Origin of the sequence: Paraburkholderia sartisoli (assembly GCF_900107685.1) — a bacterium.
GTDB lineage: Bacteria > Pseudomonadota > Gammaproteobacteria > Burkholderiales > Burkholderiaceae > Paraburkholderia > Paraburkholderia sartisoli.
In genome coordinates, this window is record NZ_FNRQ01000002.1 from 371,404 (window position 1) to 396,158 (window position 24,755).

Here is a 24,755-nt window from a genome sequence, read left to right on the forward strand (position 1 = left end):
TGTCTTATGTTGCCGGTGACGAAGCCGGCGCCGCGCCCCCCGGCACAAAGCGGGCCGGAAACAGTGACAGTTTCAGACCCACGAGCGAATGCAGTGGCTCGCGCGAATAACCTGCGATTTCCGGCAGCGCAGCGTGGGCAAACGCGGCGTCGAGCCGGAACATCAGACTTTCCGGCACGGTGACGCGCCGGCGCGCCTGCACACAGTTCGCAAAATACGCGCGCACGCCGTCAAGCACGGCCTCGACGAGCTGTGTGCCATCCGCCCGCATGCGCCCGAGATGCACACGCAGGTCGAGTGCGTTGAGGCCGGCGCGCAACTCGCGCAAGCTGTCCACCGAGGGACGCGGGTTGTCTTCCATGGCCGCAAGACGCGGCTGCAGCTGCATGGTCCGGTCCAGCATCCTTGAGGCAAGCTCACGGGGATGCAGATCCGTCGTCGGGGACGCCGCAGCCGCCACGTCCGACCAGCCCGAAACGGTCAGGCGTCTCACGGACATCTCCGCGCCGAACGGGCGCGTCACACGCATCCATTGAAACGCAAGGAACAGACCGATCGGTCCGGCAATGTTGCCATTCAGGAAGGTCAGAAAATTGGCATCGTAGGCGTCCTGAAGACTCACGAACGAAGCGACATTGATCGCGACCGTCATGGCCGCGGCAGTAAAGCGCGGCATCGCCATCAACGTGCCGGCGCTGACAAAGGGGATGGCGAGCAGCAGGATCAGCATCGGGAAATCATGCACGAGCGGCAGGATCGCGAACAGATAAACGCCGGCGATCACGACGCTCACGCTGGTCCACGCAAAGAGGCCAAAGACCTTGGGCGCAGGTTCATCCAGCGAAGCAAAGAGACTGCAGGCGACTGCCACCATCGACACCATCCCCGCGCCGTTCTCCCAGCCGGACAGGATCCATAGCGCGCAGGCGAAAAAGATGGCGACCACGGCGGAACCCGCCTGAAAGATCATCAGCCCACGATCGGCATGGAGCGTGGAGCCCCCCAGCCGCCAGTGCAGAAAACGCGGCTGCCAGACCGGCGCATCAGGGTCGGCCCACGTCTGCCGCAGCGTGCAGCAGTCCTGCCACAGGTCGATCAACTGCCGAAGCCGCCAGAGAACGACCGAGCGCAAGGCCCACGGCCATTGCGCGAGCGAATCGACCGGTGGCTCGAGCCGGACCAGTTCCGCGCGCAGTTCATCCGCTGTTGCATCGGAGAGTCCCTCTTCCCACGTCCCGATCCATGCGCCGATTCGCTGTGCCAGGGCATCGAGCTCCGGGCTCCATGCCTGCGGCAACGCACGCAGCGCGAGAACCGGATCGACCAGTGAGGAGATGACGGGCAACAGCACGGCCATTCGCCCCCGCAATGCGCGGGCGTTCTCCAGCACGCGGGGTGTCACGTCATCGTAGGTGAGCTGGCTGAGCGTCATCTCGAAGCCGTTGACCATGGTGGCGAGCCGCAGTCTTCGGGCGGAGACGTCCTTGCCGGCGGGCTGCCCCACCAGCCAGGCGCGCGCCGCGGCAGCCGCATCCCGGAACCAGCCTGTGGTGTTTTCCGCGAGCACCGGCGCAATCCGGCTTGGAAAGAGCGACCCGCTAAACACACTGGCGCACGCGATGCCGAGCAGGATTTCCTCGCTGCGCGCGACGGCCACGTCGAAGATGCGCTCGGGCGTCCCGATCGTGGGAAGCGCGATCAGCGGCAACGAATAGCCCGCGAGCAGGAAGACATAGGCGCGCGCGGTGCGATCCGATATGCCAAGAAAGAGGAAGGTCCCGGTCCAGATCGCCGTGATCAGGCTGAAGAGCAAGGGCGTCTGTACAAAAGGCGGCACGAACGCCACGGCGGCCGCTGCGCCCAGCAACGTGCCCATCGCGCGGTACAGCGCTTTCGAGCGGGTCGCCCCCAGCAGCGGACTCGAGACGATGTAGACGCTCGACATGGCCCAGTAAGGGCGAGGCAACGCAAAAAAGAACGCGAGATAAAGCGCGACGGTGGCCGCGCCGAACGTTTTCAGGGAAAACAGCCAGTCGCGACCCGATGGCCAGTTCATCTGGTATCACCCCGCTTTGCCGGATCCATGACCCGCCATCGTGAACCTTGCGCGTAAGCCCCCGAAAAACGCCGGACAGCCGCGGAACCCCACGTCTGATATCAGGTCATGCAACCCCGGCGTGACGCCGCTTTCCCGTGGCGGCCTGGAAGCTGAACGCCAGACCGGGCATCACCGCGACCATGGCACCGACGACCTTGATGCGCGACGGTATCGGGCTCATGCTGGCCTCCACCACTGAACGAACCGGAGACCGGACATTAGGCGGCACTGGCGCGTCTGCGCGAGCGACGCACGACAAGCAGCGCAACGATGCCGAGGACAATGAGCACCGCGGCCATGATTCCCGCGCGCGCGAGCCCCACCAGCGATGACGATTCACCCCCGGCGCGCAGCGCCCTGACCTGGTCGACCGTGACCGTCGCGTTGACGTTGCCGTACCGCTTGAGCAGATAGTTGCCCAGCGTGGCGATCTGCTGGTCGGTGAGCAGCTGCGCGAAGCCCGGCATCAACATGTCCGGCGTGTCCGCCTGACGATGCACGCCATCGAGCATCACCATCACGAGGTTGTTCGTGTTGCTGCGTCCGAGCGCCGTGTTGTGGAACAGCGACGGCAGGCCGCCATCGCTCGCCCCCTCGCCCTTCGCCTGGTGACACGACGCGCAGTACCCGTCATACAGTTGCACGCCGCCCAGCTGGTTCACGTCCGCGGGCCACGCCACCCCGCGCACATCCTCCAGATCGCTGACCGGCTTGCCCCACGTCGCGGGCGGCTGCGTGTCCCCTGCCTGATGCACCGCCTGCACGGTCTTCAGATACACCGCCATCGCCTGCAGGTCCGCATCGCTCAGATGCCGCAGGCTGTTGTCCACCGCCTCCGCCATCGGACCGGCCGCCTGCGCCTTGCCCGTCGCGTGGCCGGTGCGCATGTAGCTCACCAGCTCCGCTTCGCTCCACGCGCCCACGCCGCTATTGGCGTCCGACGTGATGTTCGGCGCGACCCACGGCCCGACGGCCCCGCCCGCCAGGTCCTGCGAAGTCTCCTCGGCCATCAGCGCGTTGCGCGGACTGTGGCAGGTGCTGCAGTGCGCGAGCCCCTTCACCAGATACGCCCCGCGATTCCACTCCGCGCTCTTCGACGGATCCGGCTCGAATGGCTTTGAATCGAGGAACAGCATGTTCCACGCGGCCATCGACAGCCGGATGTTGAACGGGAACGGCAGCGAGCTCGCGCTCGCCGCTTCGTCCACCGGCGTCACGCCCTGCATGAAGTACGCGTAGAGCGCCTTCATGTCGTCGTCCGTCACCTGCGCGTACGACGTGTAGGGCATCGCCGGATACAGGTGCGCGCCGTCGGCACGGATGCCCTTGCGCACCGCATCCGAGAATTGCCCGTACGTATAGTTGCCGATGCCGCCTGTCTTCGACGGCGTGATGTTCGTCGAGATGATGTTGCCGAGCGGCGTCGCCAGCGGCAGGCCGCCCGCAAACGGCTTGCCCGTGGGCGCCGTGTGGCAGGCCACGCAATCCCCTGCGGTGGCCAGATATTCGCCGCGCTTCAGAAGCGCCGCGTTGTCGGCGCTGGCTGGATCCGCCGCGTGCGCCGTCTCGCACATCGCAGCCAGTCCCGCCGCCGCCGTCAGCGCGCACAGCGCGAGCCGGCCCCAGAAATACACCCGTTCAGTCAGTTTCATGGCGAGCGGCTCCTTCAGGTCGTCGTCGCGTGGATGTGCTCGGCTGTGCGCAGGCCCAGCGCCACACCCGTCAACGTCGAATTCACCGTCGCCGCCGTTGGCATCACGCCGGTGCTGGCGATGAACAGGTTCTCGTGATCGTGCGTGCGTCCGAACGCATCCACCACCGAATCCTTCGGGTCGCTGCCCATGCTCATCGTCCCGGTGATGTGCTGGTTGTTCGCGTACTGACCGTCGGCGGTATAGCGCAGGTTCGTGCCACCCATCAGTTCGGCGATTTTCGTGAAGTGCTCCTTGCCCATCGCCGCGCCCCGGTGCAGATAGTCGTCCAGCGAGTAATGAACCTCCGGCTTGGGCAGACCCAGCGCATCTTTCTGCGAACTGAGCGTCACGCGGTTTTCCGGATTGGGCAGCACCTCCAGCACCGTCTTCACGTTCATCTGACGCGCCGAGCGGTAACGCATCTGCTTTTCGAGTTCGGCTCCGTACACCCCCGCCGCAATCAGGTCCTCGGTCACCGACCGGACCTGCGAAATGTTCGTGAAGTCGAGGCGGAACGCCGCGGACTCCGAGCGGAATGCGCCGTCCCTGAGCGTGTTGATCGACGATGGACTTTGCGGCCCTCGCCCCAGCCAGACATCCTCGTCGGCATCGAACGTCAGCGAACTGCTCGGGTGGTCCATCAGATTGCGGCCGACCATCCCGGAGCTGTTGGCGAGGCCGTTCGGGTATTTGTCGCTGGCCGACATCAGCAGCAGCTTCGGGCTCTCGATGCCGTTCGCCGCCAGCACGAAGATCTTGCCCGTCACGCGGTGCGTGCCCTTGTCCGGATCGTAGTAGTTCACCGCGACGATCTTCCCGCTGCCGTCGTGTTCGATGCGATACACCACCGCGTTCGGCAACACCTTCGCGCCGGCCTTCTCCGCGGCCTGTACCGCAAGGCCGCCGGTGTACTGCGCATCGATCGGACAGATCGGCTGGCAGTTGTTGTTGCCGCAACAGGCGGGCCGGCCGTCATAGTTGCGGCTGTTGCGCGCAGTCGTATTGGTGACCACCGGGTAGCCGCCCGCGGCGAGGCGCTCCCGCACCCGGCGCATCGCCCACGGCTCGACCACCGGCTCCATCGGGAACGGCTTGACGCGCGGCGAGCCAGTGTTCGGCGCACCCGACACGCCCATCTTCACTTCGCCTTCGTAGTAGAACGGCTCGAGATCGTCGTAGCTGATCGGCCAGTCCTTGCCCACGCCGTACAGCGTCTTGAGCCGCAGGTCGTTCGGCAGCACGCGCCATGCGTGCGCGGCCCAGTGCCACGTCGTGCCGCCCACCACGCGAAGATACTCGGCCGGATACGGATACGGGCCCGCCTGTATGAGATAGCCATTGTCTTTCGGGTGGTAGATCGGCTGGGGCGCCCATGCCGTGCCCGGGTAATACGGCGCGACCCAGTCGCCCTTGCGCGGCGAGTTGCGGTAGTTCGCCGTGATCTGGCCGCGATCGATACGCGGGCCCGCTTCGAGAATCAGGACCGAGCGGCCCTGCTTCACCAGCCGCTCAGCCACGAGCGCGCCGCAGATGCCCGAACCGATCACCACTACGTCCGCGGAATCCTGTTGTGCCATGTGTTTTCTCCTCAGACCGGTTTCGTTGCCCAGCTGCCATACACGCCGTACGAGTAACTCGGCGGTTTGAGCTTGTCGGCCGTTATCACATTCAGCAGGTTCGTCTCGAACGCGATGCATTTCGCCCGCTCGCCTTCGCCGACGATGCCCGTGTACCACGCCGTCACGATCCTGCGCGGCACCGGTGCCAGCGCCGATTTCTCCGCGTCCAGCATCTTCTGCAGCGCCATCGGGTCGGCCTTGTGGTCGTTGACATAGGCGAGCAGCCCTTGATGCTGTTCGCCGAAGCTGCTGTCGTCGGCGACGAGCGCCCTGTACAGCCTTGCCGCGAGCGTCGCGTCGAGCGAGGCCTGCCCTGTCAGGAGCTTCGATATCTGCAGGAAACTGTCAGGCGCAGGTGCAGGCGCGGCTGAAGCCGCCGGTTGGGACTGGGCCGTCGCCCACGGAACGAACGACGCGGTATAGGCGGCCAGCACGGCCGCCAGAAGCGTGCGCCGCTGACGATCCGGCATCGGATTGTCGCGGGTAGAAACCGTTAATTTTTTCATGTCACCCACCTGATATCGACCGCGGCGCCGCAATAGAACCCGCTCGCGAAAATCTCATGATCATCGCGCCCCGAAGTGGCGCGATGATGACTGGCGCACCCGCCACATTGACTATAAGCATAATTTCCCGTGCATTCACACACGACTATCAACTTCACAACGACTGCTCAAGACCCGTTGCGCGAGACCTGTTGCATCGCCTTCCTGCAATCTCAACTCACGCAGAAGGCCAGTGCAATTGCAGTCCCGGTCCGGTACTCCGGCCGGGACGATCACCTGCCACAAACAGGCCGGGGCGCAGCATGCCATAGAGTGCAATCTGGTGCAGCGAACAGGGCAACACATGGAACACCGGCGCGAGCGCGCTGCCACTTCGTGCAGCAAGATGTGCGTCAGATCATCGGCATCGTCACCCGTTGCCGGGCAACACTCAGTGCGTCTTCAATCCAGCGGCGCTCATGCCGAGACGAATGATCTCGACCACCAAGCCGAGCGCCAGCACGCTCGCGAGCCAGATGCCGCCCAGCCATGCCAGACGTTTCCATACCGGCAGCGCCTCTTCTGAATTCATCCCGGATGTTCCTCGCGGCATGATTCACCCTCAGTGATAACCTTCGCCCACTTTCACCTTGCCCCGGAACACGTAGTAGCTCCATGCGGAGTAGCCCAGGATGAACGGCAGGATGAACAACGCCCCGACGAGAGAAAATCCCTGGCTCTGCGGCGGTGACGCCGCTTCCCAGATGGACACCGACGGCGGAATGATGTTGGGCCAGAGGCTGATGCCGAGGCCGCTATAGCCGAGAAAAACCAGCAGCAATGTCAGCAGGAATGGCGTGACGGTCGCGCGTCGGGCGAGAGCCCGCAACACGGCGAGAAATCCAAGCAGCACCAGAACCGGCACGGGAAGGAAGAACAGAAGATTGGGCATGCTGAACCAGCGGCGCGCGATCTCGGGATGGGAAAGCGGCGTCCACACGCTGACGATACCGACGACCACGAGCAACGCGCACGCCAGATAAAACGCAAGCCCATGCATCTGCTCCTGCAGTCGCCCCTCTGTTTTCATGATCAGCCACGTACAGCCGAGCTGCGCATAGGCGACCACCAGCGCCATACCGCAAAAGAGCGGGAAAGGGCGGAGCCAGTCGAGCGAGCCACCCGCATAGGCATGGTCGACCACCGGCAGGCCATCGATGAACGCACCGAGCACGACGCCCTGAAAAAACGTCGCGACCAGTGACCCGCCGATAAACGACTTGTCCCAGATGTGCCGCCTGTGCTCTGTTGCCTTGAAGCGGAATTCGAATGCCACGCCGCGGAAGATCAGGCCCATCAGCATGAACATGATCGGCAGATAGAGCGCGCTGAGCACGACCGAATAGGCCAGAGGAAACGCGCCGAACAGCCCCGCTCCGCCCAGCACCAGCCAGGTCTCGTTGCCATCCCACACGGGCGCTACCGTGTTCATCATCACGTCGCGCTCCTCCTTTTCCCGGACCGTGAAAAAGAGCAGGCCGATGCCGAGATCGAAGCCGTCCATCACCACATACATCATCACGCCGAAGACAATGATGAGTGCCCAGATCAGGGAAAGATCGATGCCCATGTTCAAACCCTTCCTGCGGGACTGCCGGGGTTGTCGTCTGAATCTTCCCCAGACGCCGAAAGGGGACGCGCAGGCGTGCGCGCCCGGCCCGCCCCGCCGTGAGTCTGCTGCAGGCCTTCATCGGTGACAGGCCCCTTGCGCACCAGACGCAGGATGTACATGATGCCAAGGCCGAACAGCGAGAAATAGACGAGCACGAACAGGATGAGACTCAACCCGACCTGTGCGGTGCTCAGCGGCGACGATGCATCGGCCGTGCGCATCACGCCGTACACGACCCACGGCTGACGGCCCATCTCGGTCGTCACCCAGCCGGCCAGCAGCGCGATCAGGCCAACCGGGCCGATCCACTGCACAACGGAGAGAAAAGCCCGGGAGGTGTACAGACGGCCACGCAGACGCAGGACAAAGCTCCAGATGCCGGTCAGGATCATCAGGACGCCCATGCCGACCATCAGACGAAAGGTCCAGAAGACCACCGTCGAATCCGGCCGATCCCCGGGCGGGAAGTCCTTCAATGCAGGCACCTGTTTACTCAGGCTATGGGTCAGGATGAGGCTGCCGAGATACGGAATTTCGATCGCGTACCGGGTGACTTCGGCCTTCATGTCCGGCCAGCCGACGAGGATCAGCGGCGTCGGTTGTCCGGGAACGTTCTCCCAGTGCCCTTCCATCGCGGCGATTTTCGCGGGCTGATGTTCGAGCGTGTTCAGGCCATGTGCGTCGCCGACCACGGCCTGGATTGGAGCTACGATCAACGCCATCCACATGGCCATCGACAGCATGGTGCGAATTGCAGGGTTATCCCGGCCTCTCAGCAGATGCCAGGCCGCCGATGAGCCGACGAAGAACGCCGTGGCAAGAAACGCCGCGATGGCCATGTGCGCAAGCCGGAACGGAAACGACGGATTGAAGATCACCGCTAGCCAGTCGACCGGCACGGCGCGCCCGTCGATGACCTCATAGCCTTGGGGCGTCTGCATCCAGCTGTTGGACGCGAGAATCCAGAAAGTCGAGACGAGCGTGCCGAGCGCGACCATTGTGGTCGCAAAGAAATGCAGTCCGCGCCCCACCCGGTTCCAGCCGAAAAGCATGACGCCCAGAAAGCCCGCTTCCAGGAAGAACGCCGTTAGCACTTCATAGGTAAGAAGCGGCCCCGTGATGCCGCCTGCAAAGTACGAAAACCGGCTCCAGTTGGTCCCGAACTGGTAGGCCATGACAACACCCGAAACGACACCCATGCCGAAGTTCACCGCGAAGATCTTCGACCAGAAGTGGTAGAGGTCGCGATAGGACGCTTTCCCGGTTCTTAGCCACAGCCCTTCGACGACGGCCAGAAAACTCGCGAGGCCAATCGTGATCGCCGGAAAAATGATGTGGAAACCAATAGTAAAGGCAAACTGAAGACGGGCAAGATGAAGCGCTGTCGTGTTATACATGTCCGACATCCTTTTAACCCTAAAACTGTGTGCCTCGTATTGAAGCAGCGTTTCTTCAGGTCAGGGACTCGCGCGACGGCGCAACCCCTGCGGGCCGGTCAGGCATGGTCACCCTCTGGCTGGTGAGCGCGATCCTGTGCGAGTCATCATAGGCATGGTTTCCAGGTTGTACAAGAATTTTTCATGAATCCACGCCGGACATGCTGCGCAGGCACCGTTCGCTTTTTCATCGAATAAATACGTCATCCTGATGAATCGGGCCTGACTGTATTGCGCAATCGGGATTCGTCCGCACGCAACACATTTTCCTCAGGCAAAGGTCTGGATGCGATTGATTTCCAGTCGGCATGCGCCTCGAGGTCACCGGTCTGCCTGACTGCCCCGCCAACTAGTTTGACTATTACAAACAGTCAGAAAACCGGAGACAGCCGACGTGAAGAAAATGACGAGGCTGATCGTGATAACGATGATTGACAGACGCAAACACGGGCACTACGAATTTTGTTGAGGATCGTGCGCGTGACTCATGACGGCAGCGGCACCGCGTGAATTCCTGATGCCTGTTTCTGCTCGGTACGCAGTGCGGTTGGGGAAGATATTCGCCCGCGGGCTCACCTCGACAATGCGGTGAGCCGGCGGGCGCTGAGGATGATCACGAGACCGGCAAGGAACAGCGCGCTACAAGGCGTAAATGATTCCGCCGAAGCTTCAGCGGATCACGCAACAAACGACGCCGCGAATGTAGCGGCGTGCCCTGCTACGTGTCCCGGGGTTTCGTTCGTTCAGAACGCTTGACGCAGGCCGAGCGCGGTCGTGGTCGCCGAACCGAAGCCACTGGTCTTGTCGTACATGCAGACGACGTAGACACCCGTGCGTTTCGACAGCGAATAGTCGTAGGCGATCGAGCCGGTATTGCGCGTCGAGTACACGTTATGTGGCGCATTGCGCGTCGTTCTTGCCCACTCGGCGAGCACCGTGCTGTACGTCGTCACCGGCACCGACAGGCCCAGCTCATAGGTATGCGCGCCTGACGGCTTGCCATACGTCTGGCTCCCCTCGGCAAGTGCGTAGACCTTCGCGAAGTTGAAGTTGTAGGTGAAGCCGCCGAGCCACGTGTCCTGTTCCGTGACGGGCGCCGTGACTGGCGTGCGTACGCGCTGCAGCGACACGGCCGCGGCGAACGGGCCGTTCACGTACTTCGCGTGCAAGCCGATATTGGCGACGCCCGGCGCGCCGGCCACGCCGCCGGCACCGTAGATGCCCGTCGCCGTGAAACCGCCGAGCGAAGGCGTCTGATATTGCACCGCGTTATTCCACACGGTGTCGCCGATGATCGTGTTGTTGAACGCCGGCACGAACGACTGCACGACGATCGGTGAAAACACCACCGACGACCCGAACGGATTCAGCAACTGCATGTTCAGATAGGTCGGGTTGGTCTGCCGGCCAAAACTGAGCCTGCCCACCGCGGTCGAAAAGCCGACGAACGCATTGCGCGAGAAGAACGGATCGGCTGCGGTACGCCCCTGCGCACCGGTATTCGGCTGAAAGAAGCTCTCGAGGGTGAAGAACACCGAATTGCCGCCGCCCAGGTCTTCCTCGCCATGCATGCCGAAGTACGACGTGGTGAGACCGCCGCCGCCCTCCTGAAACGTGGCCGCCGGGCCGCTGCTGTGCTTGACGCTCCCCACGTACGCGCCAACGAGGCCGTAGAGTTGCACCGACGACTGCGCGTGCGCTTCGGTTGCCGCGCCGCCTGCGGCAAGTGACGCAAATGCGGTTATGGCCGCCATCCGGCGGTTCATCTTTTTCATTGACAGATCTCCGTGACAATATTTTTTATGTACGACGAGCGTCGATATGCGCTCGCCGCCTGTTTCCAGTTACTTCCTGACGAGGGAAAACTAAGGCGCGATCTCCTCGAGGCTGCGTTCGCGGGTTTCGATCATCCGGGTGGCCGCGAGCGCGCCCACCACGCTCACGCCCGCGAACATCAGAAACACCGAGCCGGTGCCTTCCTTATGCACGAGCAGGCCGACGAGCGATGGACCGACCGCGGACGCAAGCCGCAGCCATGAGGTCGCGAGGCCGGTGCTGGTGGCGCGCATGCGGGTCGGGTAAACCTCGGGCGTGTAGAGATACAGCACGGCTGCGATCGAGCCGATCAGCCCGTAGCTCAGGGTCCCGACGATCAGCACGCCCCACACGCTGTGCGCGCCGAAGAAGCCGAGGCATGCGAGCAGAAAGCCGCCGACGCAGAATGCCGCGACCGTCCAGTTGCGGCGACCCACGCGGTCGATCGAATACGCGCAGATGAGCAGCAATACGACCTGTGCGACGTTGGTCAGCGACGCCGCTCTCAGCGCGCTTTGCAGCGGCAGGTGATAGACGGTGCGGTAGAGCGTCGGCAGCCAGTTGTTCAGGCTGTTCGCGACGAAAAACGCGGTGGCCCACAGCACCCACACGATCAGCGTGCGGCTGCGATAGAACGGCGACAGCAGTTCGCGCCAACCCGCGCGCCCCGGCGTGCCGGCCGTCGCCGCCGCGCCCACCTTGCGATCGCTCGCGCGCACGCTGGGCGGAATGCGTTTGTCCGTGCTGGCTTCCATCTCGCGCACCACGGCTTCCGCTTCGGCCAGACGGCCCTTGCCGATCAGCCAGCGCGGCGACTCCGGCAGACGCGACACCAGGACCGCGATCAGCAGCCCCGGCACCGCGCCGATCCAGAACATGATTTTCCAGCCGACCATCGGCACGAGCCACGCACCGAGCTGCCCGGTCGCCATCAAACCGAGCGGGAAAATCAGCTCGTACAGCAGGAAGTATTTGCCGCGTCCATGCGCGTTCGACAGCTCGCTGATGTACGTGGCAGCGACAGGCATTTCACCGCCGACGCCGACGCCCTGCACGAAGCGGCACGCGAGCAGCATCGTAAAATTGCCGCTCAACGCGCAGCCGAAACTCATCACGGACATGATGCCGATTGAGATCGTCGCACTGCGGATACGTCCGGTGCGCTCCGCGAGCCAGCCGAAAAAGAGCGCGCCGATGAACTGGCCGATGTAACTCGCGCCGATCAGGAGACCGATCTGCACCGGTTCGACGTGCCAGAGGCCGATCAGCACCGGCAGCACGAACGCGAGCGACAGTGCATCGAATGCGTCGAAGAATGTCGCGCTGCCGACGATGACGCGCGCCTTCGTATGCCACCGCGAAAACGGCACGCTTTCGATGCGCCGGATCAGTGCCGCGGCCGCGGTGTCCGCGACATGCACGGCTGTCTGCTCAGGGGACGCCGCGGCCTTGTGGTCCGCGCGCGCCTTTAATGCATTGCTGTCCTGCATCTGGGTCTCCTTCGATACGTTTTGCGCACGCCGCGCCGCGCAGGAGCGGGCACGCGCGTGCGGCAGGCTGTTATTGTTGTGTCGCCCGGTGGGCCGCCGCGCGGTGGCACGGACGGAGTGCCGCTCAGTCGGGAATGGCCGTCGCCGCTGCCGTCCCGCTCCAGCGGCGCACCGTATCCGTCTCGATGTCGAACAGGTCGAGCACGCGGCCGAGCGTGTGATCGACCATCTCCTCGATACTCGCCGGCTGGCTGTAGAACGCCGGCACCGGTGGATACACGATCGCGCCCGCGTCGGTGACCGCGCCCATGCTGCGGATATGTCCCGCATGCAGCGGCGTTTCACGCACCATCAGCACGAGCCGGCGCCGCTCTTTCAGCATCACGTCCGCGGCGCGGGACAGCAGCGATCCGGTGCAGCCCGTCGCCACCTCGGACAGCGTCTTGATCGAGCACGGCGCGATCACCATGCCGTCCACGCGAAACGAGCCGCTCGAAATCGCCGCGCCGATATCGGTGTTCGGGTAGAACACGTCGGCGAGCGCCTGAACATCCGCGATCCGCAGGCCGGTTTCCTGCGCGAGCGTGACCTGCGCCGAGCGGCTCATCACGAGATGCGATTCGACTTCGGCCTGCCGCAGCAGCTTCAGCAGACGCACCCCGTAGATCGCGCCCGACGCGCCGCTGATGCCGACGACGATGCGTCTTTGCGCCAACTGCATGCGCCGTGACAAACTGGAAGACTGCATACGTGCGCTCCGTGTCTCAATGCATCTGATAGACAGCGAAGACCACCACCACGACCACGAGGCCCGCGAACCAGAGCCACGTGCGATTGCCGCCCTGCGCGCGCGGCCGTGCCGGTGCTTGTGGCGCTGCGGTGCGCTGCATGTCGTCCGTTTGCGTTGCGCCCCCGGCCTGACTGGCCGCGGTTTCCGGCCCCGTGACCGCCGCGGTGAAGTGCCCAAAAAAATCCTGGGCCATCTTGCGCGCGACGCCGTCGATCAGACGCGCACCGACCTGCGCGAGCCGGCCGCCGACCTGCGCATGCGCGCGGTAGACGAGACGCGTGCCCGCCCCCTCGGCCTGCAGGCCGACCTGCGCACCGCCCTTTCCAAAGCCCGCCGCGCCGCCCGAGCCCTCGAACGTCAGCGAGTACGATTCGGGCGCATGCAGATCGGTCAGCATCAGCTTGCCGTTGAAGCGCGCCTTGATCGGGCCGACCGCCGCCGCCATGACGACCTTGTAGTGGTTGTCCTCGATTCGTTCGAGCGATTCGCAGCCGGGCACCGACACCCGCAGGATCTCGGGGTCGTTCAACGCGGCCCATACGCGTTCACGTGAAAGCGGCAAGAATTGTTCGCCGGTCAGTTCCATGGCAATCTCCGTTTGATGCGGACAACAGGGGTCCCTCGCGTGCACGCGGCAGCGATCTGTCTGGTTAAAAATGGAAGACGCGGCGCGCCTGACGCCGATGCGCGCCTTACGTCATATGCGGGTCAGTCGAGAATGTGCTGCCACTTCGCGCGCACCTTGTCCTGCAGTTCCTTGCTGGCCTCCGCTACCTCGGGGAACTCACTGAGGAAGTCGTATGGCCGGCAGGCGTCGATGATCGCCTTCGAATTGAACGGCGCCTTGTACGGATACGCGATCGACATCGGATCGTTCTTCGAACCCATGCCGCGCTTGATGATGTCGATATCCAGATCCGGATCGGAGCGCGTCGCGACGGCCCACATCACTTCCTGCATGTTCGACGGATCGATGTCTTCGTCGACGACGATCGTGTAGCGCGACATATACGCGCCCACGCCGCACTGGCTGAGAATATGGCCTGCCTGACGCGCGTGCCCCGCGTAGCGCTGCCGGATCGACACCACGTTGAACATCCGCGCGCCGCCGATCTCGTGCGCCCACACGCCTTCGACATCCGGCACGCCGGCCGCCTGCAGCGCGTCGACGAGCAGCGCCGAGCGCATCACGGCCTTCGAATACGAGTAGTCGTTAGGCGGTTTCGCCGGCGGGCTGCCCATGATGATCGGGTTGTCGCGGTAGTAGATACGCTCGATCGTGACGACCGGCGCCGTTTCTGCCTTGCCTGGGTAATAGCCGTGAAATTCGCCGAACGGGCCTTCGATCCGCTCGTCGCCAGGATGCGCCCAGCCTTCGATCACGATCTCCGACGCGCTCGGGAACGGCAGGCCGGACAACTGCCCGCTCACCACCGAAACCGGCTGCTTGAGGATCGCGCCGATGTAGTTCAGCTCGCACATGCCGAACGGCACTTCGATGCCTGAAATCAGATAGCCAAGCGGATCGCAGCCGATCACGATCGCCACCGGAAACGGCTTGCCCGCCTTCATGTGCTTGTCGTACTGGATCGCGCCGTGCTTGCCGGGAATCATGTCGAGGCCGACGTGATTGCGGTCGTGAATCATCACGCGGTAGGTGCCGACGTTGACCCAACCGGAGTCCAGATCCTTCGTGACCACCATGCAGCCGGTACCGATATAGCGGCCGCCGTCTTTCTCGTGCCACAGCGGCGATGGAAACGAAAACAGGTCCACGTCGTCGCCCGACTGGATGTTCTCGAAGACCGGGCCACTCTCGACCTTGACCGGTTCGAACTCGACTGCCTGCGCCTGCCATTGCTTCGGCCTGCCGCGCAGCGTCTTCACCAGTTCGCGATGGCTCGCCTGATGACCGACGCGAAGAATCGACGACAGACGCGCCGGGCTGCTCGTGCTGCATGTCGCGACACGGAAGCCCTTCGGGTACCCGGGAATGTCGTCGAACAGCAGCGCGTCTGGCCTTTCCTTCTTCACGTTGAGTTCGCTGATCGCGCCGAGCTCAAGATTCCAGTCGGCGCCTGACACCTCGGTCAACTCGCCGAGCGCGCGCACTTCATCCAGCCATGCACGCAGATCCAGCGAATGGGCCGTCGACGTTTTCGTCACGTTACAGTCTCCTTTTTTACACGCTTCGTCGTTTCACGAACTGCCGAACCCAGGCAGTCCGCTTCGAGGATGAACATTGAAGCACTCATGCATCCTTCGCAAACGATGCTCTTTCATGCGTGAGATGAGTTTCTTTCATGCCTGTGATCGCACGCGCCACCGCAACAGCGGCAACGCAGGACCGTGGAACCGGTTCGCGCTAACGCGCGTACTTGAAGGTCCCCTGGGCGGTCGCGATCAGAATGCCGGAGTCGACCCATGCCTCGCCGCGGGCGAAGTAGATCGACTTGCCCCTGCGTTCGAGAAAGCCCTTCGCGATGACCGCATCGCCCAGGCCCTTGTCGAGAAAGTTGAGCGTAAGCGAGAGCGTCACGCCGTGAATGACGCGTTCCGGATCGGCGCTGAAAAGGCCCGAGTAGCCGCACGCGGCGTCGAGCAGCGTGGCGATCACGCCGCCCTGCAGCACGCGCCGCCGGTTCAGCAGCGCCGGCTGCACACGCACCTGGAACTCCGCGTAGCCTTCGCGCCACGCGGTACGCGACACGCCGAGCGTGTCGAGAAAGGGGTTGTCCAACAGGTCGCTTTCCAAGATCGTTCTCCACGCGGTCCGGCTTCGTATCGTGGCCGCTGGCTCGTCACCCAAGCCGGGACTTCAGTTCCGCCGCCGCCCGCTGCACGAATACCTGGGCGCTGACAAAGGGATGCCGTGCGCCCATCAGCGACGCCAGATCGCGGGTCATCGTCCCCGCCTCGACAAGGTCGATGCAGGTCCGCTCCAGTGTCTCCGCAAACGCCATGCCGTCCGGCGTGCCGTCCAGACGCGCGCGATGCCACAGCGCGCGGCTCCATGCGTAGATCGTCGCCAGCGGATTGCTGGAGGTCGCCTCGCCGCGCTGATACTGCCGGTAGTGACGTACCGCCGTGCCGTGCGCGGTTTCCGTTTCGATGCACCGGCCGTCGGGCGACATCAGCAACGACGTCATCAGGCCGGCCGAGCCGTAGCCCTGCGCCATGTAGTCGGATTGCACGTCGCCGTCGTAATTCTTGCAGGCCCACAGATAGCCGCCCGACGACTTGAGGCTGAACGCGACCATGTCGTCGATCAGACGCGGCTCGTAGACGAGGCCGGCCTCCCGGTACGCGTCGGCGAATTCGCCGAACACCTCGCTGAAAATATCCTTGAAGCGTCCGTCGTATTGCTTCAGCACCGTGCCCTTGTGCGAGAAATACACCGGATAGCCGCGCTGCAGGCCGAAGTTCAGGCACGCGCGCGCAAAGCCGCGAATCGACTCGTCGGTGTTGAACAGGCCCAGCGCCACACCGCCCCCGTTGAATTCATGCACCGTCTGCGTGACCGCCTCGCCGCCGTCCGTCGGTTCGAACACGAGCTTCACCGTGCCCCGCCCCTCGACGACGATCTCCTTCGCACGGTATTGCTCGCCGAACGCATGCCGCGCGATCACCACCGGTTTCGACCAGTGCGGCACAAGCCGCGGCACGTTCGGGCAGATGACCGGCTCGCGGAAAATCGTGCCGTCCAGCACGTTGCGAACCGTACCGTTCGGCGACGGATACAGCCTCGACAAGCCGAACTCCTGCTGGCGCGCACGATCCGGCGTGATCGTCGAGCACTTCAGCGACACGCCGTGCGCCCTGGCCGCCTGCGCGGCTTCCAGTGTCACCCGGTCGTCAGTGCGCTCGCGATTTTCGATCGACAGGTCGAAGCGCTTCAGCTCGACATCGACGAACGGCAGCACGAGCTGGTCGCGCACCCATTGCCACAACACACGCGCCATCTCGTCGCCTTCCATCTCGACGAGCGGACTGTTGAACTTCACCTTGCCCATGAATATCGTTCCGGGAAATCGGCTTCGGAGGATCAGAAGCGCGTCGACATGCCAAGCGTCGCGAGAAACTGCGTGCTGCTGTCCGACGCGCACGCCGGTCCGCACAGCCCGTTGATCGCCGCATGCGCGTTGTCGCCGCGCGCCTTCTGATACACGGTCTCGACGTACACCAGCGTGCGCTTCGACAGTGAGTAGCGCAACGCGACGGCCAGCTGATGCGCGCTGTCGTCGCCCAGTTGCGCATTGCCCTTCATGTACTGGTAATCGCCGCCAAGCGACCAGGCGGGCGCGAGATGCCAGTCGGCGCCGACCTGGACTGCATTGATCGCCGCGCCCGTCAGCGTGTTGCGCGTGTTCGTGTACAACAGGTTCGTATAGACGCTGCCGAACAGATAGTGCGCCCCTGCCCCCCAGTTTCTCAGGCCGTCATGCCCATTGTTCATGGTCGGGTACTTCTGTTCGACGTAGGCGACGCCCGCGCCGAATGCGCCGTTCACATAGTTCGCGCCGAGACTGACCGTGCTGCTGGCGGAGAAATCCCCGGCCTGGCCGCCGAATCCGTACAGCGCGCCGAAGCTGAAACCACCGTACGTCGCACTCGTATACTTGACTGAGTTCGATACGCGCGACGTGCCGGCGACACGGTCGAAGTCGGCCGAACCCGTGAGATTGCCAGGAATGCCGAGCGCCGCGAACGGGCCCTGCCGGTAGTTGAAGAACCCGGTGTACAGCGAGCCGGTCTCCATGCCTTTCGCCGTCAGCGAGTCGTACATGAAATCGTATTGCTGGCCGGCCGTCAGCGAGCCCCAGCGATCGTTCGACAAGCCGACATACGCGTTGCGCGCGAACAGACCCGAGCTGTTGCCGATGATCGCGCCAGTGCCGAGGTTGTACTGATCCATCAGCAGGAAGACGGCCTTCGTGCCGCCCCCGAGGTCCTCACTGCCTTTCAGGCCCCAGAAATTCGGAATATTGTTGCCGTTGCTCAGGATCACCGCCGAATGGCCCTTTTCGTTGCTCACGTAGGTGACGCCTGCATCCATCGTGCCGAACAGCGTGATCGAACTCTGCGCACAGGCGGACCCTGCCGCCATGGCGAGCGCGACACCCGCGACCAGACTTCCTGTTACTGTCGTTGTTGTTTTCATGAGCAGCCTGACGAAGGGATGACGGGACGGGAACCAGCAGGACTGAAGAGTGCATGACCCGTTTGCACGCGCGCAAACTAAGTTTTTTCATGTCCGACATGAGAAAGTTTCATTTCCTCCCCGCGCGTGCAGGCCCGATCATCCGGTCTGTGGCACTGTCCTGCCGCGCCGCTTTCGTATGAGGTTCGTGCGTGTTTTCACCGGGCGAACGTGCCCGGGAAAACGACTACAATCCACTTCCTGACGACCCTGCCTCGCACAGACGCCGAATGAGACCGTACATTCCCTCCTTGCAGAGCCTGCTCGCTTTCGAGGCCGCGGCGCGACATCTGAGCTTCACGCGCGCGGCACAGGAGCTCGAGCTGACCCAGACTGCGATCAGCCATCAGATCAAGACGCTGGAGGAGCGCCTCGGGATCAAGCTGTTCATCCGGCGGCGCAACGTGCTGACCCTCACGCCGGCTGCGCGCGAATATCTGGCTTCGGTAAACGAGGCGATCAGCATGCTGTCGCTCGCCACCGCGCGAGCCCGCAAGAAAAAATCGACCACCGTGCTGACGGTCACCTGCCTGCCCACCTACGCGGTCAAGTGCCTGATTCCCGCGCTGCCCGCGTTCCAGCGCGCCCACCCGGATATCACGGTGCATCTCGCCACCAGCGCGACCTTCGACGAGTTCGAGCGCAACAGCTATGACGTCGCGATCCGTTATGGCTCGGGGCGCTGGGCGTCGGTGCGCTCCGACCGGTTGCATGGCGAGGAATTTTTCCCCGTCTGCGCACCGTCGGTGCTGGAGGAAGCAGGAACCTTCGCCTCGACTGCCGAAGGGCTCGCGCGCTTCCGGCAGATCCGCACGTACTTCTATTCGATGTACCAGGACGACTGGCCCGCATGGCTCGAGGCCGCGGTACAGGAGCCGGTCGAATTCGCCAGCGAGGCCGTGTTCCATCTACAGCTCACGTCGCTCGCGGCGGCAGTCGATGGCGTGGGTCTCGCCATCGGACGCACACCGCTGGTCGATGCGGACCTCGCGAGCGGCAAGCTGGTTCAGCCCTTCGATGTGCGGGTGTCGTCGAACTCGGCGTACTTCGTTTCCTCGCCCAACGACAAGGCCAGGCTGAAGAAGGTCGAACTCTTTCGCGACTGGGTGCTCGGCACGCTCGGCGAAGGCGCGGGCCGTCCAGCCGCCGCGCCTTCGCACGCCGCGCCCGCCACGGCGTCCGCCGCGCAGCACACCGCTACATGCCTGGCACCGGCCACCCGCTAGCGGACCCACCGTTCCAGAGCGTCGGCGCGCTGCTCGACGCCCATCGCCGACGCGCTCCCGACAAGGCAGCCATTGTCGACGTCGAACATCATGCGACGGTTTCCTTTGGCGAACTCGCCGCCGTCGTCGACGCGCTCGGCCGTCAGCTGCAACGGCATGGCGCACGCAAGGGTTCGCGCATCGTGCTGGCCAGCACCGAGGGACTCGAGAAACTGCTGCTGTGGCTCGGCATCTGGCGCATCGGCGCGGTCGCGTGTCCGCTCGATATCGCCTTCGTCGGCCCGGATGTCGCGGGCAAGCTGCTCGACATGCTCGATCCGTCGCTGATCCTGCTGCCGCTCGAAGCCGACGCCAGTGTCGTGCCGCGCACGAACGGCAGGCTCGTGCGCTTCGATACGTGGCCGGCCGGCAGCGCGAACGAAAATCGCGAGGACGTCATCCGTTTCACCGCGGACAGCGATGAATCCGGCACGCCGTTTTCCTTCGATATCGACATCGATCTCACCGACATCGCCTCGATGTGCTGTACGTCGGGCACCACGGGCATGCCCAAAGTGGTCGTCTACGATCACGCGTGCTACTGGCTGAACGGCCTCGACAGCATCGACCTGCTCGGCCTGAACACCGCGGACCGCGCGCTCGAATATCGTTCGTTCGACTGGTACTCCGCGCAGATCCTGAGCCTGATGCCGTTCCTGCAACTGGGGTCGACACTGTGCGTGGCGCGCCGCTTCTCACGCAGCCAGTTCGCCGGATGGATCAGAGACAATCGCGTGACGGTCTGCGCCGGCGTCCCCACCGTGCTGAACATGCTGCTCGACTCACCCGTCGACGTGAGCGGCGGCAGTCTCGCCTCGCTGCGGGTGATGACGTGCAGCACCGCGCCACTTTCGCCGGTGCAATGGGAACGCTTCGAAGCGCACTACGGCATTCATGTGCTGAACCTGTACGGTTCGTCGGAAGCGGGCTGGATGTGCGGCAACCGTTCGCAGCGTCGCAAGCTGGGCACGGTCGGCTATCCGGCGGCGCACATCGGGTTCACGATCGTCTCGCCGGATGGCTCGCCGTGCGGGCCCGGCCAGGAAGGCCAGGTTGTCGTGAGCGGGCCGAAGCTCGCACTCGGCCTGCTTCGCGCGGACCGTTCGATCGAGCCGCTCCGCGGCACCGCGCTTCATACGCGCGACGTCGCCTCACAGGATGACGAAGGCTTCGTCCGGGTGTCGGGACGCATGGACGACCTGATCATTCGCGGCGGCGTGAAGATCGTGCCGCAGGAAATCGAGGACGCACTGCTCGCGCATGCCGGCGTGCAGGACGCGGTGGCGCTCGGCGTGCCCGACCCGATCTACGGCCAGGAATCCGTGTGCTTCGTCGTGCCGCATCCGGGCTCGATACTCGATGCGCGGGAACTGCTCACGCACTGCAGGGCGCGCCTGCCGCGCGAGAAGCTGCCGAGACACGTCTACGTCGTCGAAAGTTTGCCGCGCAGCGCGCGCGGCAAGATCCTGCGCGACGCGCTGCGTCGTGAATGGTGGACGATCACGCACGCGCCCGGCACGTGAACAACGTGGATACCGCGAGTCAGGCGGCGTTCGCCAGTGCCGGACAGAGATGAAGATTCTCGCTCGCATCCTTCGTCTGCGCGATGTCGAGCGCCGCCGGCAGCGGCACGCCGTTTCTCGCCGCGGTCATCTCCGCCGCGATCGACACGGCGATTTCCGGCGGTGTCCTGCTGCCGATGAAAATCCCCGCCGGACCGTGCAGGCGTGCAAGCTGCGCGTCGGTCACGTCGAACAGTTTCAGGCGCTCGCGGCGCTTCCCGCTGTTCGCGCGCGAGCCGATCGCTGCGACATAGAAAGCGTCGGTCTTGAGCGCATCCATCAACGCGAGATCGTCGAGCTTCGGATCGTGCGTGAGCGCGACCACCGCGCTGTGCGCGTCGAGCCGCATGTCGAGCACCGTGTCGTCGGGCATCGTACGCACGAGGCGCACGTTGGGCACGTCCCATGCGGCGAGATACTCGTCGCGCGGATCGCACACGGTGACCTGATAGCCGAGCGCACTGGCCATCGAAGCGAGGAAGCGCGACAGGTCGCCCGCGCCGATGATCAGCAACCGGTAACGCGGGCCATGCACCGTCATCAGCGTGCGGCCGTCGAAGCGAAGCTGTTCGTTCGACAACGCGGGGCGAATGAATGACCGGCCGCTCGCGAGATCGAGTTCACGCGCGACCAGCTCGCCGGCCGCCACGCGCCGTGCGAGTTCGCCGAGCCCGCCCAGGTCCTCTGGGCCTGCCGGGCCGGACAACGGTTCGAGCACCAGCTGCATCGTGCCGCCGCACGGCAGGCCGAAGCGGCGCGCCTCTTCCGCGCTGATGCCGTAGGTGACCACTTCGGGCCGCTCGCCGGTCATCAGGCAGCGACGCGTGCGATCGATCAGGTCGTCCTCGATACAGCCGCCCGACACCGATCCGCACACCACGCCGTCGTCGCGCAGCGCCAGCATCGCGCCGACCGGACGCGGGCTCGAACCCCACGTGCGCGTCACCGTCACGAGCACGACGCGCCGCCCCTGTGCCCGCCAGTCGATGCAGTGCTGAAGCACCGCGACATCGACGCTCTCCATTGCTCACCTCCTGTCGAACCCGGCCCGTTTCACGCGCCGGTGAAAGCCGTCATCTGCACCTCGACGAGAAAGCCGTGATGCAGTTCCGGTACCGGCACGACCGCGCGGGCGGGACGATGTTCGCCGAACACCTCGGCATAAATGCGGTTGAAATGCGGCCAGTTCCCGATGCCGACGATATAGGCCGTGCATTGCGCCACATCCGTCAGCGAGCAACCGGCGGCGGCGAGCACACGCGTGCAGTGCTGCAGCGTCGCGCGTACCTGGCGCTCGAAGTTGTCCGGCCCGTCGGTTGCGACGCCCGGGCCCGGCAGCATGCCGGAGACGAACGTAAATCCACCCGCCTTCACGGCCTGCGAATAGTGACCGCCTGGCGACAGCGCATCGCTCGTGAAAATGAAGTTCATGGCTTAAACACTCTCCGGCAAGGGTTTCCCGCGCGTTTCAGGCAGGAACGGCGCCAGCACGAGGCCGACGAGATAGATAAAGCCGACGGTCACCGCTGCATGACCGTAACCGCCAAAGCGCGCGATCAGGGTGCCGGCGACGAGCGGACCGGTCCACGCCAGAAAGCGCGGCACGTTGAAGCAGAACGCGATCGCGGTGCCGCGAATACGCGTGGGATACAGCTCGGGTAGCCAGGTCGGCATCCACGTATATTGACCGAGACTGAAGAAGCCCGTCACGCAGGCCACGGCCAGCAGCAGCGCGGCGTCGTGCGTCCACATGAAGAGCACCGGCGTCAGCACGAATGCCATCGCGAAGAACAGGAACGTGATGCGCTTGCGGCCGTACGCATCGGCGAGAAAACCCAGGCCGATATAACCCGCGATGGCGCCGGCGTTATACGCCATGCCCGCGAAGCTCGCCCACGTCGACGCGGACAGGCCCGAATGCGCGGCCACCGAACCGATATACGGCGGCACCCACGTGGAAATGCCCCACCAGCCGAGCGTCGTGCTGAGCGACATCAACACGGCGATCACCGTGCGCCTGCGCAGTTCCGGCACCGCGAACAGGTCGACCAGCGTGAAGCGCGCGAGCGCCTGCTCCTGATCGTCGAGCGCCACGCCCGCGCGCTTGCGGGCAAGCGTGTCCTTGCGGTCGGTGTTGACGCGTTCCCATTGCTCCGACTCGGGAATGCCCGCGCGCATCCAGAGGGTCGCGAGGCCCGGCAGCACGCCGATCAGGTACATGTAGCGCCAGGCGTGTTCGCCCACGCCGCTCATGAAGAGCCACACCAGCGACGCGACGAAAAACCCCGTGCCGAGGCCGCATTGCATCAGCCCGGCGCCTTTGCCGCGATGGCGGTCGGGCCAGATTTCCGCGGTCATCGCCGTGCCCGTCGCCCACTCGGAACCCATCGCGAGGCCGACGATAAAGCGCAGTGCGGCGAACGACGCCCAGTCCCACGACAGCGCGCTCAGGCCCGTGGTGAGCGAATAGGCGAGGATCGCGAACATCATCATCCGCTTTCGCCCGATGTAATCGGCGAGCACGCCGCCGATCAGGCCACCGACGCCCCAGCCGAGCAGCGTCAGTGCGATCACGAGGCCGGCATAAAAGGGAATCTGCGCATGCAGCGACGGATCGAGCAGTTGCCCGAGCGCGCCGCCCACCGTCAGGATCAGCGCGTAGGTCTCGTAGCCGTCGAAGAACCAGCCGAGGTTGGACGCGATCAGCGCACTCCACTGCTGCCGGTTGATCGACCGGTACCAGACCACATGCTGCGTAGTGGGCGAAGCCAGCGCGTGCGCGTCACGCGCACCGCCGCCGGAACCGTCTACGGGATGTTGCATCGCCTGTCTCCTTCATTCTTGTTGTATACCGCTTTGCGACGAGGGTCGCGTGGGAACGGCTTCACCCTTACGCGAGCACCTCTTTGCGCATCCGCGCGGCGAGTTTAACCGCCGCGATGATACGCGATCAGCGCACTCCACTGCTGCCGGTTGATCGACCGGTACCAGACCACATGCTGCGTAGTGGGCGAAGCCAGCGCGTGCGCGTCACGCGCACCGCCGCCGGAACCGTCTACGGGATGTTGCATCGCCTGTCTCCTTCATTCTTGTTGTATACCGCTTTGCGACGAGGGTCGCGTGGGAACGGCTTCACCCTTACGCGAGCACCTCTTTGCGCATCCGCGCGGCGAGTTTAACCGCCGCGATGATTTCCGGGTAAGCCGCGCAACGGCACAGATTGCCGGACAGGTAATGACGGATCTCAGCGTCGGTCGGGTCGGGATTGCGGTCGAGGAGCTGGTGGCTCATCAGGATAAAACCGGACGTACAGAAACCGCACTGAAACGCGCCGCATTCGATGAACGCCTGCTGCACCGGATCGAGTTGCCCGTTCGCATCGAGATGTTCGACCGTGACCACCTCGCCGCCATCGGCCATCGCGGCGAGATACAGACAACCGGACACACTCTCGCCGTTGACGAGCACCGTGCAGCAGCCGCACAGCCCCTGCCCGCAGCTTTCGCGCGCGCCGTACAGCGCGAAGCGCTGCCGCAGCACGTCGAGAATCGTTTGATGCGGCTCGATATCGGCGCTGACAGGCTCGCCGTTGAGAACAAAATGGATCGTGATAGACGTGTCGCTCATGG

The 24,755-nt window shown here is 64.3% G+C and carries 22 protein-coding genes; 2 read left to right on the top strand and 20 right to left on the bottom strand.

All coding sequences use genetic code 11. The features are described from left to right. Positions 1-4 precede the first annotated feature (4 nt). From BLV45_RS08925 to BLV45_RS08995, 15 genes are all read right to left on the bottom strand, one after another. A complete protein-coding gene (locus tag BLV45_RS08925; RefSeq protein WP_090531906.1) occupies positions 5-2,056 on the bottom strand; it encodes an FUSC family protein in 2,052 nt (683 codons plus the stop codon). Between the two features lie 260 nt (positions 2,057-2,316). Beyond that, positions 2,317-3,750 (bottom strand): c-type cytochrome, encoded by a 1,434-nt coding sequence (locus BLV45_RS08930; RefSeq protein ID WP_218133533.1) that lies wholly within the window; start codon positions 3,748-3,750, stop codon positions 2,317-2,319. A gap of 14 nt (positions 3,751-3,764) precedes the next feature. After that, a complete protein-coding gene (locus BLV45_RS08935; protein WP_090531908.1) occupies positions 3,765-5,369 on the bottom strand; it encodes a GMC family oxidoreductase in 1,605 nt (534 codons plus the stop codon). 11 nt (positions 5,370-5,380) lie between these two features. After that, positions 5,381-5,917 (bottom strand): sugar dehydrogenase complex small subunit, encoded by a 537-nt coding sequence (locus BLV45_RS08940; protein WP_090531909.1) that lies wholly within the window; start codon positions 5,915-5,917, stop codon positions 5,381-5,383. Positions 5,918-6,347: 430 nt separating this feature from the next. Further along, positions 6,348-6,488, bottom strand: a complete 141-nt coding sequence (locus BLV45_RS08945) for a DUF2474 domain-containing protein (RefSeq protein WP_090531911.1) — start codon at positions 6,486-6,488, stop codon at positions 6,348-6,350. A 30-nt stretch (positions 6,489-6,518) separates the two neighbouring features. After that, positions 6,519-7,526, bottom strand: a complete 1,008-nt coding sequence (gene cydB / locus BLV45_RS08950; protein WP_090531913.1) for a cytochrome d ubiquinol oxidase subunit II — start codon at positions 7,524-7,526, stop codon at positions 6,519-6,521. A 2-nt stretch (positions 7,527-7,528) separates the two neighbouring features. Beyond that, entirely contained in the window at positions 7,529-8,965 is a 1,437-nt protein-coding gene (locus BLV45_RS08955; protein ID WP_090531915.1) for a cytochrome ubiquinol oxidase subunit I, read from the bottom strand. 782 nt (positions 8,966-9,747) lie between these two features. Further along, positions 9,748-10,779: a porin gene (locus tag BLV45_RS08960; protein ID WP_245753170.1), complete on the bottom strand. Its 1,032-nt coding sequence runs from the start codon at positions 10,777-10,779 to the stop codon at positions 9,748-9,750. Between the two features lie 90 nt (positions 10,780-10,869). Next, positions 10,870-12,309 (bottom strand): MFS transporter, encoded by a 1,440-nt coding sequence (locus BLV45_RS08965; RefSeq protein ID WP_090531917.1) that lies wholly within the window; start codon positions 12,307-12,309, stop codon positions 10,870-10,872. Between the two features lie 124 nt (positions 12,310-12,433). Next, positions 12,434-13,057 carry a UbiX family flavin prenyltransferase gene (locus BLV45_RS08970; protein ID WP_281246308.1) on the bottom strand — a complete coding sequence of 208 codons (624 nt, stop codon included), beginning with the start codon at positions 13,055-13,057 and terminating at the stop codon, positions 12,434-12,436. A 16-nt stretch (positions 13,058-13,073) separates the two neighbouring features. After that, on the bottom strand, positions 13,074-13,685 hold the full coding sequence (locus BLV45_RS08975; protein ID WP_090531921.1) for a CoxG family protein: 612 nt from the start codon (positions 13,683-13,685) through the stop codon (positions 13,074-13,076). Positions 13,686-13,807: 122 nt separating this feature from the next. After that, complete coding sequence (locus tag BLV45_RS08980) at positions 13,808-15,265, bottom strand: UbiD family decarboxylase (RefSeq protein WP_090531924.1); 1,458 nt, start codon at positions 15,263-15,265, stop codon at positions 13,808-13,810. A 199-nt stretch (positions 15,266-15,464) separates the two neighbouring features. After that, a complete protein-coding gene (locus BLV45_RS08985) occupies positions 15,465-15,839 on the bottom strand; it encodes a PaaI family thioesterase (RefSeq protein WP_407670988.1) in 375 nt (124 codons plus the stop codon). Positions 15,840-15,900: 61 nt separating this feature from the next. After that, a complete protein-coding gene (locus BLV45_RS08990; protein ID WP_090531928.1) occupies positions 15,901-17,112 on the bottom strand; it encodes an NADP-dependent isocitrate dehydrogenase in 1,212 nt (403 codons plus the stop codon). Between the two features lie 32 nt (positions 17,113-17,144). After that, complete coding sequence (locus tag BLV45_RS08995; RefSeq protein WP_176954108.1) at positions 17,145-18,260, bottom strand: porin; 1,116 nt, start codon at positions 18,258-18,260, stop codon at positions 17,145-17,147. Between the two features lie 269 nt (positions 18,261-18,529). Between BLV45_RS08995 and gcvA the strand changes: the two genes are divergently transcribed. Beyond that, positions 18,530-19,525 (top strand): transcriptional regulator GcvA, encoded by a 996-nt coding sequence (gene gcvA, locus BLV45_RS09000; RefSeq protein WP_090531933.1) that lies wholly within the window; start codon positions 18,530-18,532, stop codon positions 19,523-19,525. After that, positions 19,501-21,087: a class I adenylate-forming enzyme family protein gene (locus BLV45_RS09005; protein ID WP_090531935.1), complete on the top strand. Its 1,587-nt coding sequence runs from the start codon at positions 19,501-19,503 to the stop codon at positions 21,085-21,087. The genes gcvA and BLV45_RS09005 overlap by 25 nt, the downstream gene beginning before the upstream one ends. A gap of 19 nt (positions 21,088-21,106) precedes the next feature. Here the strand turns inward: BLV45_RS09005 and BLV45_RS09010 are convergent, their stop codons facing one another. The 5 genes from BLV45_RS09010 to BLV45_RS09025 form a co-directional block, all read right to left on the bottom strand. Further along, complete coding sequence (locus tag BLV45_RS09010) at positions 21,107-22,150, bottom strand: XdhC family protein (RefSeq protein ID WP_090531937.1); 1,044 nt, start codon at positions 22,148-22,150, stop codon at positions 21,107-21,109. Positions 22,151-22,179: 29 nt separating this feature from the next. Further along, positions 22,180-22,557, bottom strand: a complete 378-nt coding sequence (locus BLV45_RS09015) for a RidA family protein (RefSeq protein WP_090531939.1) — start codon at positions 22,555-22,557, stop codon at positions 22,180-22,182. 3 nt (positions 22,558-22,560) lie between these two features. Next, positions 22,561-23,949: an MFS transporter gene (locus BLV45_RS09020; protein WP_090531942.1), complete on the bottom strand. Its 1,389-nt coding sequence runs from the start codon at positions 23,947-23,949 to the stop codon at positions 22,561-22,563. A gap of 104 nt (positions 23,950-24,053) precedes the next feature. Continuing rightward, entirely contained in the window at positions 24,054-24,197 is a 144-nt protein-coding gene (locus BLV45_RS27470; protein ID WP_176954109.1) for a hypothetical protein, read from the bottom strand. Positions 24,198-24,264: 67 nt separating this feature from the next. Then, positions 24,265-24,753, bottom strand: a complete 489-nt coding sequence (locus tag BLV45_RS09025; RefSeq protein ID WP_090531944.1) for a (2Fe-2S)-binding protein — start codon at positions 24,751-24,753, stop codon at positions 24,265-24,267. Between the last annotated feature and the right edge of the window lie 2 nt (positions 24,754-24,755).